General features: G+C 57.1%; 22 protein-coding genes. 9 read left to right on the top strand and 13 right to left on the bottom strand.

Features of this window, described 5'->3' with window-relative positions:
* Window position 1 precedes the first annotated feature (1 nt).
* Window positions 2–880, top strand: coding sequence for a GTP 3',8-cyclase MoaA (gene moaA, locus ABSB80_RS06990; RefSeq protein ID WP_428369531.1), 879 nt, complete (start codon window positions 2–4; stop codon window positions 878–880).
* Between the two features lie 40 nt (window positions 881–920).
* Here moaA and ABSB80_RS06995 read toward each other — a convergent pair whose 3' ends face one another.
* Complete coding sequence (locus tag ABSB80_RS06995; RefSeq protein ID WP_428369533.1) at window positions 921–1,055, bottom strand: hypothetical protein; 135 nt, start codon at window positions 1,053–1,055, stop codon at window positions 921–923.
* A gap of 336 nt (window positions 1,056–1,391) precedes the next feature.
* Between ABSB80_RS06995 and ABSB80_RS07000 the strand changes: the two genes are divergently transcribed.
* Both ABSB80_RS07000 and ABSB80_RS07005 read left to right on the top strand, forming a co-directional pair.
* On the top strand, window positions 1,392–1,892 hold the full coding sequence (locus ABSB80_RS07000) for a hypothetical protein (protein WP_428369535.1): 501 nt from the start codon (window positions 1,392–1,394) through the stop codon (window positions 1,890–1,892).
* Between the two features lie 19 nt (window positions 1,893–1,911).
* Window positions 1,912–3,084: an ArgE/DapE family deacylase gene (locus tag ABSB80_RS07005; protein WP_428369537.1), complete on the top strand. Its 1,173-nt coding sequence runs from the start codon at window positions 1,912–1,914 to the stop codon at window positions 3,082–3,084.
* 397 nt (window positions 3,085–3,481) lie between these two features.
* Here ABSB80_RS07005 and ABSB80_RS07010 read toward each other — a convergent pair whose 3' ends face one another.
* From ABSB80_RS07010 to ABSB80_RS07040, 7 genes are all read right to left on the bottom strand, one after another.
* Complete coding sequence (locus ABSB80_RS07010; protein WP_428369539.1) at window positions 3,482–4,465, bottom strand: tetratricopeptide repeat protein; 984 nt, start codon at window positions 4,463–4,465, stop codon at window positions 3,482–3,484.
* 898 nt (window positions 4,466–5,363) lie between these two features.
* Window positions 5,364–6,419, bottom strand: a complete 1,056-nt coding sequence (locus tag ABSB80_RS07015) for an MFS transporter (RefSeq protein WP_428369541.1) — start codon at window positions 6,417–6,419, stop codon at window positions 5,364–5,366.
* A gap of 4 nt (window positions 6,420–6,423) precedes the next feature.
* Entirely contained in the window at window positions 6,424–8,334 is a 1,911-nt protein-coding gene (locus ABSB80_RS07020) for a beta-CASP ribonuclease aCPSF1 (RefSeq protein ID WP_428369543.1), read from the bottom strand.
* A gap of 23 nt (window positions 8,335–8,357) precedes the next feature.
* Window positions 8,358–8,999 (bottom strand): archaeal proteasome endopeptidase complex subunit beta, encoded by a 642-nt coding sequence (gene psmB / locus ABSB80_RS07025; RefSeq protein WP_428369545.1) that lies wholly within the window; start codon window positions 8,997–8,999, stop codon window positions 8,358–8,360.
* Window positions 9,000–9,082: 83 nt separating this feature from the next.
* Window positions 9,083–9,931 (bottom strand): CBS domain-containing protein, encoded by an 849-nt coding sequence (locus ABSB80_RS07030; protein WP_428369547.1) that lies wholly within the window; start codon window positions 9,929–9,931, stop codon window positions 9,083–9,085.
* A gap of 5 nt (window positions 9,932–9,936) precedes the next feature.
* The gene (locus ABSB80_RS07035) at window positions 9,937–10,374 is read right to left on the bottom strand and encodes a universal stress protein (RefSeq protein ID WP_428369796.1); all 438 of its coding nucleotides are present in this window, start codon (window positions 10,372–10,374) and stop codon (window positions 9,937–9,939) included.
* Between the two features lie 29 nt (window positions 10,375–10,403).
* Window positions 10,404–11,444: an amidohydrolase family protein gene (locus tag ABSB80_RS07040; RefSeq protein WP_428369549.1), complete on the bottom strand. Its 1,041-nt coding sequence runs from the start codon at window positions 11,442–11,444 to the stop codon at window positions 10,404–10,406.
* Between the two features lie 45 nt (window positions 11,445–11,489).
* On the opposite strand from ABSB80_RS07040, the gene ABSB80_RS07045 reads away from it, so the two are divergent.
* A complete protein-coding gene (locus tag ABSB80_RS07045; RefSeq protein ID WP_428369551.1) occupies window positions 11,490–11,648 on the top strand; it encodes a preprotein translocase subunit Sec61beta in 159 nt (52 codons plus the stop codon).
* Here ABSB80_RS07045 and ABSB80_RS07050 read toward each other — a convergent pair.
* Both ABSB80_RS07050 and ABSB80_RS07055 read right to left on the bottom strand, forming a co-directional pair.
* Window positions 11,642–12,394 (bottom strand): coenzyme F420-0:L-glutamate ligase, encoded by a 753-nt coding sequence (locus ABSB80_RS07050; RefSeq protein ID WP_428369553.1) that lies wholly within the window; start codon window positions 12,392–12,394, stop codon window positions 11,642–11,644. The genes ABSB80_RS07045 and ABSB80_RS07050 overlap by 7 nt on opposite strands.
* Window positions 12,395–12,396: 2 nt before the next feature.
* A complete protein-coding gene (locus tag ABSB80_RS07055; protein WP_428369555.1) occupies window positions 12,397–12,546 on the bottom strand; it encodes a hypothetical protein in 150 nt (49 codons plus the stop codon).
* 219 nt (window positions 12,547–12,765) lie between these two features.
* Here ABSB80_RS07055 and ABSB80_RS07060 point away from each other — a divergent pair, with 219 nt between their 5' ends.
* The 4 genes from ABSB80_RS07060 (at window position 12,766) to ABSB80_RS07075 (ending at window position 16,058) form a co-directional block, all read left to right on the top strand.
* Window positions 12,766–13,188 carry a metal-dependent transcriptional regulator gene (locus ABSB80_RS07060; protein WP_428369557.1) on the top strand — a complete coding sequence of 141 codons (423 nt, stop codon included), beginning with the start codon at window positions 12,766–12,768 and terminating at the stop codon, window positions 13,186–13,188.
* A 313-nt stretch (window positions 13,189–13,501) separates the two neighbouring features.
* Window positions 13,502–14,452: a metal ABC transporter substrate-binding protein gene (locus ABSB80_RS07065; protein WP_428369559.1), complete on the top strand. Its 951-nt coding sequence runs from the start codon at window positions 13,502–13,504 to the stop codon at window positions 14,450–14,452.
* Window positions 14,443–15,198 carry a metal ABC transporter ATP-binding protein gene (locus ABSB80_RS07070; protein WP_428369561.1) on the top strand — a complete coding sequence of 252 codons (756 nt, stop codon included), beginning with the start codon at window positions 14,443–14,445 and terminating at the stop codon, window positions 15,196–15,198. Before ABSB80_RS07065 ends, ABSB80_RS07070 begins: the two co-directional genes overlap by 10 nt.
* Window positions 15,198–16,058, top strand: a complete 861-nt coding sequence (locus tag ABSB80_RS07075) for a metal ABC transporter permease (RefSeq protein ID WP_428369563.1) — start codon at window positions 15,198–15,200, stop codon at window positions 16,056–16,058. Before ABSB80_RS07070 ends, ABSB80_RS07075 begins: the two co-directional genes overlap by 1 nt.
* Window positions 16,059–16,274: 216 nt before the next feature.
* Here ABSB80_RS07075 and ABSB80_RS07080 read toward each other — a convergent pair whose 3' ends face one another.
* The 3 genes from ABSB80_RS07080 to ABSB80_RS07090 form a co-directional block, all read right to left on the bottom strand.
* Window positions 16,275–16,874, bottom strand: coding sequence for an NAD(P)H-dependent oxidoreductase (locus ABSB80_RS07080; protein WP_428369565.1), 600 nt, complete (start codon window positions 16,872–16,874; stop codon window positions 16,275–16,277).
* Between the two features lie 71 nt (window positions 16,875–16,945).
* Window positions 16,946–17,608 carry a hypothetical protein gene (locus ABSB80_RS07085; RefSeq protein ID WP_428369567.1) on the bottom strand — a complete coding sequence of 221 codons (663 nt, stop codon included), beginning with the start codon at window positions 17,606–17,608 and terminating at the stop codon, window positions 16,946–16,948.
* 79 nt (window positions 17,609–17,687) lie between these two features.
* Window positions 17,688–17,909, bottom strand: coding sequence for a DUF2769 domain-containing protein (locus ABSB80_RS07090; protein ID WP_428369569.1), 222 nt, complete (start codon window positions 17,907–17,909; stop codon window positions 17,688–17,690).
* A gap of 172 nt (window positions 17,910–18,081) precedes the next feature.
* Between ABSB80_RS07090 and ABSB80_RS07095 the strand changes: the two genes are divergently transcribed.
* Window positions 18,082–18,810: a flavodoxin family protein gene (locus ABSB80_RS07095; protein ID WP_428369571.1), complete on the top strand. Its 729-nt coding sequence runs from the start codon at window positions 18,082–18,084 to the stop codon at window positions 18,808–18,810.
* Window positions 18,811–18,829 lie beyond the last annotated feature (19 nt).

Raw genomic sequence — 18,829 nt, forward strand, 5'->3', positions numbered from 1 at the left:
CATGGTTCTCAAGGATTCCTTCGAACGCCCGGTGACCAATATCCGGATCAGCCTCACCAAACAGTGCAACCTGTCCTGCATCTACTGTCACCGCGAGGGTGAGAAGGCATCAAAAGACCAGTTGTCTGCTCCGGAAATTGCCGAGATCCTGCAGCTCGCGGCAGAATTCGGGATCCGTAGCGTCAAGTTCACCGGCGGCGAACCACTCCTCCGCCCCGATCTCCTGGAGATAATCCGGTCCGTGCCAAAGGGCATGGAGTCTTCCCTGACCACGAACGGCACGCTCCTCGCGGGTCTGGCACAGGACCTCAAAAATGCCGGCCTCAGACGGGTGAACGTCAGTCTTGACAGCCTGAACCCGGACACCTACAGGAAGATCACCGGTATCGACCGGTTATCCGATGTCCTCAACGGGATAACTGCTGCTCTCGAAGCGGGACTGACCCCCGTGAAGATCAACATGGTCCTGCTCGAAGGCATCAACGACCAGGAGGTCGATGATTTCCTCGCCTTCGTCCGCGGCAACCGGAACCTGATCCTCCAGCTGATCGAACTGATGAACTTCAACGAATGCGATTACCACGGAGACCTGAACGGTCTCGAACAATCCCTTGCGTCGCGTTCAAAACAGATCGTGACCCGGCGGATGCACCACCGGAAAAAATACTGTCTTGACGGGGCCGAAGTCGAGGTCGTGCGCCCGGTCCACAATACCGAGTTCTGCGCATACTGCACCAGGCTCAGGGTCACCTCTGACGGCAAACTCAAGCCCTGCCTCATGCGTACTGACAACCATATCGACATCCGGGGAAAACACGGAGCAGAACTTGAAGCGCTGTTCCGGAAGGCCGTGGCAGAACGCGAACCGTTTTACCGGTAACTCCCCGGAACGATCGCTCTTTTCTCAGATCTTGGAGAAATCATTGGTTCTCATCGTTGACGCTCTTGGGGGAGACTGCTGTTCCCGAAGGGAAGAGCAGGCTGGAGAAGAACCCGGAGGGTTCTTCGAACGCTGTCGCTCCGCAGTCGAAGAATTCCGATGAATTCTTCTCCAATAATCCTTGCTGATGCAACGATTAATTCCCCGCCACTTGGGCACCCCCCATATAGGGATAGTCCCTCAGAAGGTTAGCTAGAAATTATTAGAAACCGGGAGAAATAACAGAAGGGGGGTCAAGGGGATGCCCCCCTTGGGATGATTGAGTGATCATCAGATCACGAAATCGAGAAGATGCGATAGCATCTTCGCTGCCTCACCCTATGAGGAGACTGTTCTTCCCGAAGGGAGAGCAGGCTGGAGAAGAGCCGATGTCGGATAGAATTTCTTCCTAGCCCATTTCCCTCATGGCATGACGGCAATATATTTACAATGCCATAACGAACCTGTGGATATGAAGGATGAGAACGAATACCTGACGGTCCTCGATTACCTGTATGAAAAGTCCCTGATCCTCCAGGACACGGCCGGGTTTGACAAGGTCCTTTATTTCTATTTCATCGATGCCCTCGCCCATATCGATTATACCGCAGGGATCTATTCCTACAACTTTGCTTCCCCGAAAAATATCATGGGCGGCGAGTACCTGCGCTGGAGGATTGACGAGGAGAAGAAAGGCGACCGGGCCAGGTTCCCGGGCTTTGTCAACTGGCTCCGCGAAAACCACCCGGAGAAATTCACGTCGCTCCCATCGCTCTGGCAGATGATCTATGATACCGAAGACCCGGCGAGCTACCGGAGTTTCCGGATCGTTCTCGACCCGGACAGCAGGAACCCGATCCCTGCGGACTTCTTTTACGCTATCATCGACGAATTTTTTGAGACCGAGTTCTTAAAAAGCCTGTACGAAGACGCCTCGCTCGCCGCGCTTTTCAGGGATTATCGTTCACGGTAAGGAGACCGGAGCCGCCGTCATGCATGTCAGCCGGATCTGTTCGGATCTTGTTGCAATCAGGAGCGAGAACCCCCCCGGGCGGACAGACGGGATCATCGAGTATATCCGGATGTTCCTTGAGGGTCTTGGCATGCGGTCAGACGTGTCGGAAGATACGGGCGGCATGTGCAACCTCGTGTCCCGGAAACCGGGCGACCGTCTTATGTTCTGCGGTCATGTGGATGTCGTGCCGGCATTGGACGAGGGCTGGACTCACGCTCCGTTCTCCGGGACAATAGAAGACGGGGTCGTCTGGGGTCGTGGCGCTACGGACATGAAAGGCGGGTGTGCAGCGATCCTTGCCGCATGCAAAGCCATTGCAGATACCGGTGCCGAAGTTCCCGCTGCGCTCGTCTTTGTCTGCGATGAGGAGACCGGCGGGGAACATGGTATACAGCACCTCCTTGCCAGGAAAGAGATCAGCCCGTGCGACTGCCTGATCGCGGAACCGGCACCGGCCCGCCACCCGTGTATCGGGCAGAAAGGGCTCTGCCGGATGGATATACAATTCCAGGGGACGCCAGCCCACGGGTCGCTCTATCCCGCGGTCGGCGTGAGTGCAATCATGGAAGCGGTCGCACTTCTCGACTACATGAAAGAGTTGCACGAACGGGAGTACCCGGTCAGTGACGAACTCAAAGAGATCATCGCACGGTCATCGGCGGTGCTCGGGGATGAGTTCAGGATCGCGGGTGTGAGCGATATCCTGAAAAAACTGACCTTCAACCCGGGGACAATCAACGGCGGTGAAAAATCCAACGTGGTCGCGCAGCACTGCAGCCTCGAGCTCGAGATGAGGATCCCCTGGGGATGTTCGATCCCTGACATCATTGCAGGAATTACCGCGCAGGCCCTGAACGGGAGGATTTCATCCCTGGAAACCTATGAGCCGTCGGTAACAGAGCCCGGAAATCCACTCGTTGCCATAACCTGCAATGAAGTGGAAAAGGTATTTGGCGGCCCCGTCTTTCCCATCTTCCAGTGGGCAGCAAGCGATGCCCGGCACCTGCGGCGTGCCGGGTTCAGCGTGATTGAATATGGGCCTGGCGAGATCTCCACGCTCCATGCGGTGAACGAGCGGGTTACTATCGAATCGCTCGAGAAGGCATCGGCGGTATACCAGGGCGTAATGCGCGCGTATGCGGGGAAATGAAAGTAAAAAGAGATCTGTAGAAATCATTGGAATAATGTTCTGACGCTCTTGGGGGCTCCAGCACTTAGTGCTTCCGCCCCCGCCGCTCTGGCATCCCCACGATAGGATAATCACTCAGAAGGTTAGCGAGAAATTCTCAGAAAAGGAAGGAATAATAGACGGGGGTCAAGGGGATGCGCCCCTTGGGATGATTGAGTGATCATCAGATCACGAAATCGAGAAGATGCGATAGCATCTTCGCTGCCTCACCCTATGAGGAGACTGTTCTTCCCGAAGGGAGAGCAGGCTGGAGAAGAGCCGGTTTACAAAAATGGGACACTGACAGGTTTTCTGCAGAGAGAAAAATAAAGCGGAAATTTTCTAACGGAAAAAAGTGGGAAGTACTGCACGCAAAAAATTATCGTCTCTTCAGCGCAAGCATAATCCCGCTGGCAGCCGCCACCGCTCCGAGCGCAGAAAAGGGCAGGAGGGGGGAGTAGGTCGTTTTCGTCGGGACAGGGGTGGCAGTTGCCGGGATCGGAGTTGTGATACCGGCGGAGGGTTCCGTAGTGATTGCCACGGTTGGCGGCGGGGTCGGTGTCGCAGTAGTATACAACGTCCCGATTCGGCTGATGGTAACTACCGGGGTGATGGTGCCGGTAATGTTGAAATTCTGCATCATGCCCGTCACGGACTGCGCGTTGTTCTGCGCATCGGCATAATTCGGGTCGATCCCCAGTGCGGTCTGGAAACAGGTCAGCGCATCCGCCGGCCTGCCGAGGGCTTTGTAAGCAAGCCCTTTGTTGTTCCAGTACGTGGCATTCTTTATCGTCAGGCTTGTCGCTTGGTTAAATTTTGACAGTGCCTGATCGTACGCGCCGAGACTCATATAGGCCAGGCCCACCTGGTTCCAGATTTCGACGTTGGCGGGGTCCAGTACCAGGCACTGCTTGAACGAAGAGATCGCATTTTCAGACTGGTTCATGAATGTATAGGCATACCCCTCGTTGCAATAGGCGTCCTTGTTGTTACTCTGGACGGCGAGCAGCGTATTGTACGCGGTGACGGAGTCATTATACTGCCCGAGTTTGTAGAGGGCAAAGGCCCGCGCATTCAGCGCAACCGGGTCGGAGGGCCGGTAGGTCAGCGCCTCTTCTGCCCACGGGATTGCACCGGTATAATTTCCCAGTCCGTTCAGGGCAACCGCCTCGCCTGACATTGCGGATGCAAAGTTCGCGCTGACGGAAAGAGCGTTATTGAAATCAGTGAGAGCGAGGGCATAGTTCCCGACAACGAGGGCATTCTGTCCGTATGTGTACCAGTCGTTGGCGTCCTCGCCATGGACGGCAGGAATGAACAGGAGGGCAAGGATGAGAACCAGTATGAGTGCCTTGGTCTGCATATTATGACGAAATTTCCCTTAATCGCAGATGAATGTATTGATTTCTCGTAACTCTTCCCTATCCAAATCTGACTGCGGAACGCATGGTTGTGCCGGGTCCCTTACAACCGATTATAAAAAAATTTGTTTTGCACGCAGTTTCATCAGGAAATTTTTCCCTCAAAATTTTTCCAGAAAATTTCTCTTGAACTTTTTCCGGATTTTTTCCGCAATGAAAAATTTTTACCGAAACTTTTTCTTTAAAAAATTCCCGGAACGTCTTCTCAAAATTTTTTCAGAATTTTTTTTCTCATGCCGGAATTTTTACAAACAACAAAAATTTCCGGAAATTTTTTTCCGGCCTGGATAAAATTCCCATTCCCAAAACCCCACTTCTCTACCCTGAAACCATCCCCCCGGAACCACCTTTTTCGGAGTTTGCGACCTTCCGAATCCGGGCTCGTATAGGGCTCCGTTCAGACTATTCCGGGAAACGGAGCCCGTAGAGCGCCCGGAATCAGATCCGACACCCCCCTGTTTAGCACGAAACTCCTAGTGGATTTGCATGAAGAGGGGGTCCGGCAGATCTCCTCCAGGGACACGTCAGATTATCACAGTTTCTCCGACATGAACCCGAACCCTGAAAAGGGAGTTCTTTTCATTTCAGCCTGCCACAGCCTGATCCGGCATGAGATCGGCCGCTGGAACGCTGCTAAATATGTCCTCCCTTTCTTCGACGTAAAAATGAGCAAAATCAGGGGAATTACTCCCTCATTTTCGGGAATTATTGCCTCCCGGGGGCCTGCATACCCGATTCCGGGAGAAGGTCTCCGACGGAGATTTATGGTGAGTGGAGTGTATGTCTATTAGGGTCCCGGTCTGGAGAGAGATCCGGAAAACCGGGGTTTTATTCCGGTAACTACCCCCTCACCACCACCGCTACCGTCACCGCCGCGACTGCCGTCACGACAAAAGCGGCAAAGAACCCGGCAGCGTCAGCAACGATCCCGGCGATAAAAGGCAGCACAGCCATCCCGAGGTAGCTGGCGGTGGTAAAGAGCCCCATCGCGGTCCCCTGGTGGTCGTGGATCCTTGCGAGGAATGCCATCTGGGCGATCATGACGATGCCGGCCACGGCCCCGAGCACGAGGAACCCGGCCGGGGAGATGAACGAGACCGCGACACCGCCCATCATCAGGATCGCGGAGATCCGGATCGCGAGGATCTCATCGAAGTGGAACCGGGAGACGGCGAGGACCGCGAGGATCGTGGCGATGCTCATGCCCGCGATCCAGAGGCCGAGGAGGTCGGGCGCTGCCCCGCTGAACTTCGGGTACAGGGAGGTTACGACCCCGGTGATCCCGATCAGGACAATGGACGAGTACCAGATCCAGCGGTACTCCTTCACGAGGGCGATGAAGGCCGGGAGATCCCCGTGGGTGGCGGGGGAGGCCGGCGGTTCCCGGAGGAAGAGGCTCGCACCGGCCGGCACGAGCGCGAGCAGGGTGAAGAGGACGATCCCGGCGGCCGGCTGGCCGGTCGCGGTGGCGAGGAGCCCGGGGCCGACGAGGCCGATGACGAGGCCCACGTTGAGCAGGGCCATGAAGTACCCGCTCATCTTCTTGTGGTCCTCCCCCGCATTGACCACGGACAACGCCGGGACAACGAAGAGCCCGGCCCCGATCCCTTCGATGAGCCGGGCCGCGAGGGCCGGCACTTCGGCAGTCGTGACCGAGAGGAGGAAGCCGCTCGCGATCGTGAGTAAGAACCCGGCCCGCATCATCCGGACCCGGCCGAACCGGTCCGAGAGGATCCCGGACGGCAGCGTGCTGATGACGGCGCCGAGGAAGTACGCGGAGTAGATCGCACCCTGCCACGACGATGTATTTGAAAATGAGGGGAGGACCGGGACGATGGCATTGGACAATGCCATCACGGTAAAGATCCCAAAAAAAAGCGTGACCGCAGTTCTCATCGGTTTAAACCATACGGTAGGTCTCAAGGTTCATGGGAGAGTGGGTCTCGATATGGTAGCGCTTGTAGATCGAACTGGCAAGGTCGATGGTATTGTTCTCGTCGCCGTGGATACAGAATATCTTCTCCGGGCGCGGCTGGATCTGCCCGATATAGTTCATCAGCTGGCGGCGGTCCGAATGGCCGGAGAACCCGTCGACCGTGACGATCTCGAGGTTGATGGTGATAGTCCCCTTCCGTCCGAGAGGCACCTCGCGCCACCCTTTCTGGATCCGGCGCCCCAGGGTGCCATCGGCCTGGTACCCGACAAAGACGAGCGCATTCTTCTCGTCCTGGGCGAGCGTCAGGAGGTACTCCATGACCGGCCCGCCGTTGAGCATACCGCTTGTCGAGATGATGACGCAGGGTTCGCCCGCCATCACTTTCTCGCGGAGCTCCTGGCTGTCGACCTGCTGGAAGCATTCGGCAAGGAACGGGTTCATTCCTTCGCGGAAGATCAGGTTGCGGAGCTCGGTATTCAGGTATTCCGGGTAGGTCGTGTGGATGGCGGTCGCCTCGCGGATCATGCCGTCCAGGTAGATCTTCACCTTCGGGATCTTGTCAAGGCGCATTCCCTCTTCGAGGGCCAGCATGACTTCCTGGGAACGCCCGACAGAGAACGCAGGAATGATCACCTTGCCGCCCCGCTGGAGAACCGTGTTGATGGTCTCGTAGAGCCGGGCCTCGGCATCCGATCGCGCCTGCTGGAAGTCGTTGCTTCCGCCGTAGGTGCTCTCCATAAAGAGCGCCTCGAGACGGGGGAACTGGTTGATGGCAGGGTTGAAGAGGCGGCTCTTGCTGTAGTTGAAATCGCCCGTGAACGCGATGTTGTACAGGCCGTCGCCGATATGGAAATGGGCGATCGCCGAGCCGAGGATATGCCCCGCGTTGTGGAACGTGAGCTTGATGTCCGGCGCAATGTCGGTCACGCTGCCGTAATTGAGCGTGATGGAGTGGCGGATGTAGGTCTTCACCTCGTTCGATGAGTAGGGGACCTTCCGGTCCTCCTTGTGGATAACATCGAGATAATCGAGCTGGAGCATGGCCGAGAGGTCGCGCGTCGGGGGGGTCGCGTAGACCGGGCCCTCGTAGCCATATTTGTACAGGAGGGGGATGAGCGCACAGTGATCGAGATGGGCGTGGGTGAGGACGACCGCATCCAGCTGGGCGAGCGGGTGAATTTCAGGAACGTACAGGTACGGGGTCCCGTTGGAATTGTCGGGTTTCTCCCCGCAATCGATCAGCACCTTGCTGTCCGGGGTCGAGAGGAGAAACGCTGCGCGGCCGACCTCCCGGCAGCAGCCCAGCATGGTGACCCGTGCCCACTGGTCCTTCTTGGTCCCGGTCTCTTCCTTCCCGGGGATGTCGCGGTGGATCCTGCGGCCGATGGTGCGCAGGAACTGTTTGCGGTCTTCATTGACAGAACGGAGGTACTGCCTCACCTGCTTGACCGTGGTGCTCTCGATAGGGGGAGTGCGGACCACCTTGGGGGTCCACCCGATATGCTTGGTTATCTCCCGGAGCGTGCTGCCGTTCTTGCCGATGACCACGCCGGGTTTTTCCGCCTCGATGAGGACTTCCCCGGTATCGGCATCGAAAAAAATATCGGTGATCCCGGCTGTCTCCGGCACGACAGATTTGATATCATTGTACGCCTTTTCCGGGTCCTCGAGGATCGTCGGCCGTACCACGATCCGTTTGCGCAGGTCGCGGGCCAGGATCTTGATTAAGTCCGCCTCATCGGCAAACCGTTTCGGATCGTCAGTATAGATCACGAGCTCGGGTCCTTCGAACTCGACCTGGGTTACCGTGATGCCGCGGGGCACCTTATCGTTGATCTTGTCTTTGAGCTCTTTGAGTCGTTCTTCAATTTGCATAAAAAAGTCGTCCTAAAAAAAGGTTATGCAGGAGTTTTGGCAAGATATTTCTTGAGGTCATCCTCGCTGAGCTCCTGATACTTGTCTTTTGTGATCACAACAACATGGATCCCTTCCCCGGACCCTGCATCGCGTTTCATGGCGGATTTCAGCCCGCGGATCGCGAGGTCGATCGCTTCGTCCTCGGTCATGCCGGGGCGGAACCGGTCCTCGAGCACACCGTAGGCCATGGGGGAACCGGAACCGGTGGCGACGATCTCCTCTTCCTTCGTAGCCCCGCCCATCGCATCGACCGAATATACGCTCGGCCCGTTGTCGTCGATGCCACCGACGAGGAGCTGGACGTAATACGGGAAGTAGCGGTTCTGGTTGAGGTAATTCGAGAGCAGCGTGGCCGTCGCGCCGACCGTGATCGGGCGGGACCTGCGGATATGGTAGAGGCTGCACTCTACGGTCAGGATGCGTGCGAGCTGCTGGGCATCGCCGACACCGCCGGCGGTTGTCATGCCGATCCGGTCTGCGACCCGGTATACCTTTTTCGCCTTCTTGCTGGCGATCATGTAGCCCATGGTCGCCCTCTTCTCGGTTGCGAGGATCACTCCTCCGGCAAAGACGATGCCGATGGTTGTTGTCCCCTTCATGGACTCCTGTAACTGTTCAGGCATATTAACACCGTAAAAACAAATGAACGCCAAAAATTATTAAAAGCGCTTAAAGTATTAGATGATATCGGGAAACTTAAAGGTTGTTATTCCGGATCTTCTCGGCAGAATGCCCGGATAAGCTCCCGGTCATACAGCATGCCGACAAGCTTCTTGTCGCCGTTCACGACCGGCAGCTGGTCGACCCTTGATCTGCGCATCTTGAGGGCGCATTCGCTCACTTCCGCATTCAGCGGCACGGACACGACGTTCCTGACCATCGCGAGTTTGACCGGGCGGTTGGGGAGCTGCACCTTGGAGATGCCGAAGCTGATGGTATGGTTGTCCCGGATGCTCTCCCAGGTCCATTCATCGTCGTCAGTCCCGTTCGAGAAATCGCTCACCCCGACCGAGTCCTCGATGGACGAGTTCCTGATCAGGTCGCGCTCGGATATCATGCCCTGCAGCTTGTTCTCCGCGTCGAGGATCGGGATGGCGTCCACACCGGAGATCTCCATGACGCGGCCGACCACCGGGAGGGGGGTCTCTTCCCAGAGCGCAAAGGTCCTGCTGGTATAGTGCTCCTTGATCTCCTCCTTGACCTTGAGCTGGGCGAGGGCATGGATGACATCGGCAACCGAGAGGAGGCCGATGAGGATCCCGTCTTCTACAACGGGAAGGCGCCGGATCCGGCGGGTGACCAGGAGGCGTGCTGCTTCCCGGATCTCCATATCGGGTTCGATGACGACCGGCTTTGCCGTCATCAGCAGGCCGAGCTGGGTCTCCTCGGGTTTGCGGAGCAGGTCTTTCCTTGTGATGATCCCGACGATCTTCCTGTTCTTGATGACCGGGACACCGGAGATCCCCGTCCGCTTGAGTATCTTCAGGACATCGTCGCGGTTCCCAGGGATCTCGACGTGGACCACGTCGGATGTCATGTAGTTTCTTACAATCATATCTGTTATGATCTCACCACCAGGGTCGAAACCTTGCTGTGGGTGACGACAAACGTGCTGGCACTCCCGATGAGCAACCGGTCGGTCTGGCTCTTGCCGTGGGAGCCGACAACAATAAGGTCGGCCTTTATCTTCTCTGCAAGGGTCACAACCTCATTGCCGGCATGACCGAATTTCAGGTGCGCGGTGAGTGCCAGACCGTCATCCTTTGCCTCGGCTTTTGCTTTCGCCAGGACGGATTCGCCCTCTTTCTGGAGGACATTGTACATCAGTTCCACGGTATTGTCCGTGGGGAGGGAGGCGAAGAGGCCGGTCTCCACGACATATGCGGCATGGATCTGTGCGTTCCCGGCCTTTGCAAGCTCTGTGGCGCGGGTAAATGCGCGCTGGCCTGCCTCCGAGCCGTCCAGTGCGACTAGGATATTAGTAAACACCGGTATCACCAAAAACAAACATGCCTCTTTTATTGGATTTACGAATTAAAAACGTTATTGCCGAAAACGGCAAAATCCACCCGTTTCACAAGCGTTGTGAGCGGATCGCGCGAGAAGTGCAGGGAAGAACGCCTGGGATCGATGACTACGAGGTTCGCCCTCGCCCCAACCCGGATAAAAAACGGTGAGCCGGTCATTTCAGAACCGCGGATCGCAGCCCGGAGCAGGTGCGACGGTTCCAGACCGTAGACCGTTGAGGCAAACGACAGTTCGGACGGCATATCCGGGGCGACGAACATCACGTTGTCGGTACCGAGATAGATCCTGCAGCTGAGTTCCTCCATCAGGGCAAGCGGGGGGTGCCGGCAGGATGATGCAACCCTGAGCGTCCAGTTGGAGCGGGGACAGACAACGACTGGGATTCCTTTTTCAGCGCACTGCCGGAGCTGGCCTTTCGTCGCATGGGTCGCATGGATGATGAGGTCCGGGTCGAAGGAAAGTGCCAGGTCCACATCGTCCTTGTCCCGTTCACCGGCATGGAACGCCACTTTCTTCCCGGCCCGGCGTGCTTCTGCCACGAGATGTTCCGTGTCGGGTACATCTCTGGCGCTGCTGATCCCCAGACCCTCAGCAACCGTCTCCCCGCCGCCGCGCCCGAAAATACAGGTCCGGAACGGGAGCCCCCGGACGGATTCGCGCAGGGCTGCAACCCCCCCGGTGCCGCCTTCCCGGAAATCCGCACACCCGGCGGTCCCCCCGGCAATCATCCCGCGGATACTGGACCGCATCCCGGCAACAAGATCGTCCCGTGTGGCGGCCGCCAGCAACCGGTGCTTCAGCCCGTCCGGCGGTGTGACCAGCGCAGCAAGATCCCCCCCGGCACCACAGTCCATGGCGATGGTATCGCCAAGGTGCGTATGGGCATTGAAAAATGCCGGGCAGACCCAGACTTCCGGGACGTTCCGGTTCTCCTCGACCGCCGTGATGGTCCCGTCCTCGATAAAAATATCCACCCGCGAGGGTACGAGATCCTCCCCGACCAGTGCCAGTCCGGACACCTGCTGCTGCGTCTTTTTCATACGGCGTAACTCTCCTTTATATATCGAGAAATGAAATATATTTGCATGGCAAAGAAGCAAGGCGGGAGATTACTCTCCTCAGCAGGTCTCGTCAACTACTATGAGAGCGAGGACCGGCGGGCTGTCCATATCAGCCCCATAACCGTCATGGCCGTCGCCGCGGCGTTCGGCATCTTCATCCTCATCCTGAATGTCGTCTACTGACCCCACTCTTTTTTCAGCACGCGTTTTGTGATATCCTCGTTGTTCGTAAAATACAGGCTGTCGTGACCGGTCCACTTCGGGCAGTTGCGGAAGACGACTGCAGGGACACCATTGTTGCTCTCCCCCATCACGAAGTTGGCAAACCCGGCGATCTCGTCGACGACCGCCTCCTCGGTGATCTTGAGCACGTGCCCGAACAGGTCTGTGTCGCCACGGAAGTCCCGGATTGCCGGAAAACCGCTCCACCCAATGGCGTTGCCGGTCTGGCCGCGGCGGAATGACCTCCCGCAGGTATCAGTGATGATCACACCGATATCCACACCGGCGATCGAACGGATTTCAGCCCGTACTTCGTCTGCGGCTTTCATAGGATCCGGAGGGAGGAAGATGACCATGCCGTCCTCGATATTGCTCTGGTCCACCCCGGCTCTCACGCCGATGTGTCCGAACGCGAGTTCGGAGAGGATGAAGGGGTGCTCCATGATGATGTCCGTGGACGCGTCCAGCACGGCCTGGACAAAACGCGGGTCCTCGCCGTTCAGGTTCCCCAGCCGCACGGCCCGCTCTGAAGGGGTGATGGCGGAGAGCAGTTTTGTGTACCCCCGGGCCTTGGAATAGATGGTCGATGCGATGCAGAGGATATCGTTGTCCCACACCGGCACGCGTTCACAGATCATTGCTGCAATGTTATCGCCCGCATGGATGAGCGGCAGTCCCTGCACACCCATGACCTGTATGTGTTCCATAGTCACATCTCTATGAATGATCGCCCGATATAGCGGTTTCGGATCGCGTACGCGGATAGTTCATGGCAGCACGTTGCCAGTATCATGATGCTGTGATCGATGACAATCCGGATAATGCCGGCATTCGTTTTCTTCGCTCTGGAAAAACACATATGAACGGATCGAGTTCACCCCGGCACCATGAAGATCGTTCAGGTATGAGGGCTCCGCGTATCCGGACCTGCCCCTCTTGTATCCAATCGGAGATACCGGGCTTCCGCGGAGGTGTGCACGAAGTGAATTCATTATCACGGCATTCAAGCAAATCTGATCCCCGGATATTTTTGGACTGATGGCAAACATTTTTTGGTTTACCCATGAACATTGTACCCATGAGCAGGGATACCGGGCTTGAACTTTCGCCAAAGAAAGTCGAATATATCAAATTCATGAACGGGAAGAACAGTCCTGTGAAGACGAATGACCTGGCCGCAGGTTTTGGCGTGGACCCTTCAACCATTACAAAAACCATTGTCGAACTTGCCGGTGAGGGGCTTCTGGTTTACACACCGTATTACGGGGTTTCTCTCTCAGAGAAAGGAAAGAACACGGCAGAATTCCTGATAAAAAGACACAGGATTCTCGCACTGGCGCTGACGCATTTTGGTCTTTCGCACGAACATGCCTGTCGTGAGGTCTCGAGGTTTGAGAGTTTCGTCTCGAAGGATGCCGTAGACCGGATGTGCAGGGCCATGGGACATCCGAACCGGGGTATCTGCGGGGATATTACGCATGATGACGGCTGCCTCGGGTAATAAGGCCGGGAACCTGAATATTTGTTCCGGCGGTATCGATTACACCCGCTCTCTCCGGGCGGCCGCTGGTGGGCATTCTGAAAAATTGCTTCGGATGCGTTTCTGGCCAACCCTGAAAGAACATGAAGAAAAATTTGGGAACAGTCCAAAATTCTCATAACTTTTATATGGACACCCAGCGAAGCAGATTTGCAGAAAAGAGACGGGTGTCAAGCGATGGATTGTGGTCCGGATGGTACAAAGACAATATAAATCGATTCTGCCGATCGCGGCTCTGGTAATCATTCTTGTGCTCGCTGCAGCAACCGGCTGCATGAGCAGATCACCGGAACCTAATCAACCGGGTGCGGCACCCGCAAATACTACCACGGCAGGTTCAACTGATACCGGCTCAGGATCAGCCCAAGCTACCGGTTCAGGAAACGGATTACCGGTAATCACATCGTTCCGCCCGTTCACGCTCCTCGTCGCACCCGTTGGCGGGGATCATATCACCATCACCCAGATACTTCCTCCCGGGGCCGATCCCCATGATTATGAGCCGACACCGGACGATGCAGTAGCTCTGAAAAACGGGAAGATCTTCTTCTATGACGGGCCGTTTCTCGAACCCTGGGCAGCAACCCTTGCGGATTCGACAAACCCTGACATACACCTTGCAACCTTTGCCGATGCCATCCCGGGACCTGTCTACGACCAGATGAAGAGCCGGTACGCGAACTTCCCGAACCCGACCCAGGACCCGCACCTCTGGTTATCGCCGCAGCTCGCAGAGTATTATGTACCCTACGTAGCCCAACAACTATCAGAAGCAGACCCGGAAAATGCGACTGATTACCAGAATAATGCTGCGGCATTTGAAAAACGGCTGAAACAGCTCGACTCCGACTACAAGGCAGGGTTTTCGAACTGCACCACCAGGACGTTCCTGAGCTCACACGCCTTCCTTGACTATACTGCGGCGGCGTACAACCTGACACCGATCTCCATTGCCGGGATGAGTCCCGACGCGGAACCATCCATTCAGCAGATGGCGGCCATCGTCAGTGAGGCAAAGGCACGGCATGTCAGAGGAGTCCTCGCGGAACCGGATGAAGCTGAAGACCTGAGTAAATCCGTATCTGCCGAACTCAATCTTCCCGTGTATCCGTTCACCACAATGGAGGTACTCCCTTCGGGCCCCCTGACGCCGGAGGATACCGATTACGTGGCGATCATGGAGAACAACCTCCAGGAGATGAGGAAGGCGATGGTATGCCAGTGACAGGTGAACAGGTCTGTCTCACCCTGGACAACGTATGGTTTGCTTACGGGGCAAATACTGTCCTCGAAGATGTATCTCTCTCGATCCGCCAGGAGGAGCTCGTGGGAATTGCCGGGCCGAACGGCTCGGGAAAATCCACCCTCATGAAGATCATGGTCGGCCTCCTGAAGCCCGACAAGGGAACCGTTGCATTCACCTGCCATATCGATGAATGCGAGGGCATGACCCCCTGCAGGCCCTGCATCGGCTATGTCCCCCAGAACCCGGTCATCAGGCAGGAACAATTTCCGGTTACTGCCCGGGAAGTCGTCGAAATGGGAACGTTCGGCCAGGTAGGACTGTTCAGGCGCATGAATTCCGACAGTAAGAGGGCTGTCGACAATGCAATCGCAGAAGCAGGTCTTGAAAATGTGCAGCACGAGTTGTTTTCAGACCTCTCCGGTGGCCAGCAGCAGAGAACCCTGATCGCCCGCGCACTCGTCGGCAGGCCCCATATCATCGCCCTCGATGAACCGACCAACGGTGTCGATGCCCAGAGCAAGCAGGAGTTCTATAAACTGGTCACTCACCTGAACAAAGCGCACCGGATCACCGTCCTGATGATCCTGCACGACCTGCCTGATCTGGCAGCGCATGCCGGACGGGTCATATTCCTGCAACGGAAGGTGATCTACGATGGCCCTGCTGCGAACCTCAACGCGGAAGGCCTGTGGAACCTGATGATAGAGGCAGGCAAAAGCACCTGATGCCGATTATGGTCCTTGAATTTCTCGCCTACCAGTTCGGAGTCCGCGCCCTGATAGGGGGGCTGATCGTCGCAGTCACCTGTTCGGGCCTCGGGGTGTTCCTCGTCCTCCGGAGACTCTCACTCATCGCAGATGGGCTGAGCCACGTAGCCTTTGGCGGGATCGCGTTCGGGTTATTCACGGGAATTTACCCGTTATACACGGCCGTTGCCGGGGTGGTGCTCGGGGCACTGGGTATCCACGCGCTCGGTAAATTACGGGTGGCCTCGGATGCTGCGATCGCGATCCTGTTCGCAGCAGGGCTCGCAATCGGGATTATCCTCGTAAGCATCACGCAAAACGTGGCCGTCGACATCCTCTCCTTTCTTTTCGGGACAATCCTCGGTATAAACCAGACAGATATCTACCTTGCGGCAGGTCTCGGGGTAATAGTCATCGGTATTTTGCTGTTGTTCTGGAAGGAATGGGTAGGGATCACGGTTGATGCGGAGTTCGCCAGAGTTTCAGGACTGCCGGTGCCGGCACTGGAACTTGTTTTCACGATACTGACCGGTTTGACCGTGGTCGTTGCGATGCGGCTGGTGGGTGTTCTCCTGGTATCAAGCCTGATCGTAATCCCGGCATCTGCGATGATACAACTGAAAATGCCATTCAAGCGGACCGTACTCGCTGCCTGCGGTACCGCGGTCTTCTCGGTCTTTGCCGGGTTACAGCTGTCATTCATGTATAACCTCGCCCCGGGCGGGTCAATTGTCCTTGTTACCATCTGTTTCTTCATCCTTGCTGCCATTGTGGCGCGGCTGTTACCGAAAATGCCGAAAAAATCCGCCGGGGGCTGGCATCACCAGTGTAACCGGTAGCCACGGTATACCCTGCACGAAGACAGGGTCTTGTAGAAATCATCGGTTTTCATCATAGACGCTCTTGGGGATGTCGACATGACAAAGTCATGGAGACAAGAGAAGAAGTCCGTCAGGACTTCGAGATCGAGAAGGGAGGCGTAAGCCGACCTTCGAGGTCGAAGAACTCTGATGAGTTCTTCTCCTCCTCGAGGTTCTGACGAACCTCTTCGGATTCTAAAAGAAGATCTCCTCCCGCGGGAGCCGCCATTTCGGGTGAGGGGTATCGGCCCCGTACCCGATCGCGCACAGGACCACCGGCACGTACTCTTCCGGCAGGAAGAGGGCTTCGGCGAACGCGGCCGGCTCGAACCCCCCCATCGGGCAGGAGTCGAGCCCGAGCGATTTTGCGCCGTTCAGCGCGTTTGCAAGCGCGATATGGACCTGCTCGCGGGCAAAACCGAGGCGCTGTTCCGGGCTCATGGGCCCGATATAGCCCCGTATCATGGCTTCATATCGCCGGATATCATCCTCCGGCATCCCGGTCAGGTCCATGACCTCGAGCACCTTGTCGGCAAGCCGTTCCAGTTCGGTATTGGCACAGAAGACCAGCAGGTGCGAGCAGGTGGTGATCTGCGGCTGGTCATGCGCGAACGGGCGCAGCAGTGCCTTGATCTTGGCAGCGGTGACGACCTTGACCTTCCAGGGCTGCAGGTTGAACGCCGACGGTGAGTAGCGGATGAGGTCAAGGAGCGCAAACAGTTTCGGTTCCTCCACCATCCTGCCATCGAACTCCCTGGTGGCGTACCGCTGCATTACTATCTCTTTGAACTCCATTCCCGTCCTCTCACGATCTCTCTGATCCTACCTGACCTGTTGGGGTTACCAGATAAAAAATGGTGGCAGGCCTACGGGATCTTCACGTACGCTTTCTCTGCAAGTGCTGTCACGGTAGCCACGTCCGCCCCGGGGCCGGTCACGCTGATCACTTCAAAGGTGGTCCCGCGGGAGAAGACGACCTCCGCGATATCGTCTTTCGCGAGCACCTCGACATCATGGTTCTCCGGCCCGGAGACAAGCGGGTTCACATTGGTGGGCTTTACCAGGACCGGGGCACTCGCTTTGCCGTAAAATCCTGTGCCCTGATCTCCCGGGACGCCGGTACTGATCTTCGTATAACTCAGGTCCGTGTCGGACTGGTCCTGGGTATCAACCATTTTCACAATATCGGGTATGGTCCCCGCGGGATACACAGCGATGGACTGGACGATCGCGGTCTGCCTGCCTCCGGCAGGGGGGGCGCTGGAGTAGCGCACGATATACCCCCCCTGCCAGCCGAGTTGCCGTGCCAGTGTCCCGATATCGGAACTGTTTTTTGCCCTGCTCTCGACCAGGGTAAACCCCGGGGGGAGATCCGCCGGGGTCAGGGCGAGGTCTGCCAGGACCGGTCCTGCGGCGGGAGAGACCGTGGCGGTGACCGGAACCGGGGCCGGTGTACTGTGGGTACAACCAGCGGCCAGGAGAAGAGAAAAGACAAGAAATACGAGGATCAGGGAGCGCGAAACAACCATGGTACAGTATCGATATGACCGGCACAAAAAGGTGTTTGTCTGTGCCGGACCGGGCATTCAGCCCCTGTCTGCACGCGGATTATTGCTGCCCGCCTTCAGGACCTTTGATGCAGTAGTAGGCTTTCCTGAGGCCCAGCGCCAGAAAGACCGGGCAGGCAGGGCAGGCGCAGCCCTTCTTCTCAAAGGTGCACTCAGGGGATCTGCCGGTCAGGCAGAACAGGAGTTCATCGCCGGCCCGCATGCACTCGTTGTAGGTGGGGCACGGCTCGCACAGGCACTTTCCCCTGTTCTCTTCGGTCATTTTTTTCAGGTCTCCGGTCATCCCATACCCCCATGCCCGTCCTGCTGGAGCCGGACAGGATCAGTACGTAGATTATCGGACGCTCCCAGATAATACTAGTGCCGCCCCCGGTGCGGGGGACGGGAAAAAGTACGGCAAAAAGAATAAGAGGGTGGTCTTAAAATTATACTCCATGCCTGCGCCACTTGTCGGAAGAAAGTTCGGTGTCAATATCGTCCCGGTCCCTGACCGGGCCGCCTGCCGGGACATCCGGGTGCTCGGGATCTCGGGGTCGAGCCGCCAGCAGACGGGGATGTCCAAGTCCGAACGCCTCCTCGGGCGTGCCCTAGAAGCGTGCAGCAGTTACGGATGCCAGACCACGTCCCTGCGCTTAAAGGACCTCAGGATCTATGACTGCGAAGGGAATTACTCCGAAAACCCTTCGTACTGCACTTATCCCTGCCAGAGTTCGCTCAAGTATGACGACGACCAGATGCAGGTCGTGTACGATGCCGTCCTGTCCTCCGACGTCCTCTTCCTCGCGACCCCGATCCGCTGGAACAACCACTCGGCGCTCGTCCAGAAATTCGTTGAGCGGATGAACTCCATCGAGAACCAGTACTCGTGGTTCGGGAACCGGATGATCCGGGACAAGGTGGCCGGCCTCATCATCATCGGGCACGTCGACGGGATCCAGCACGTGGCGGGAAATCTCCTCAACTTCTTCTCATGGCTCGGGTTCCATACCCCGGAGATCGCGATTGCCTCATGGGTGGGGGAGAACGACGAGGACACGACCAAGGACTGGGCACTGATCGAGAACAACCGGTACACCCGGGAAGATCTGCAGAACCTGGTGGCGAGTTCCATCCGCCTTGCCTGCGCCCTCCGGCGCCACGTAGCGGAAGAGACGGCCACGTAGTACCACGCCAGGAGAAGGC

Source organism: Methanoregula sp., assembly GCF_050010295.1.
Taxonomy (GTDB): Archaea; Halobacteriota; Methanomicrobia; order Methanomicrobiales; family Methanospirillaceae; genus Methanoregula.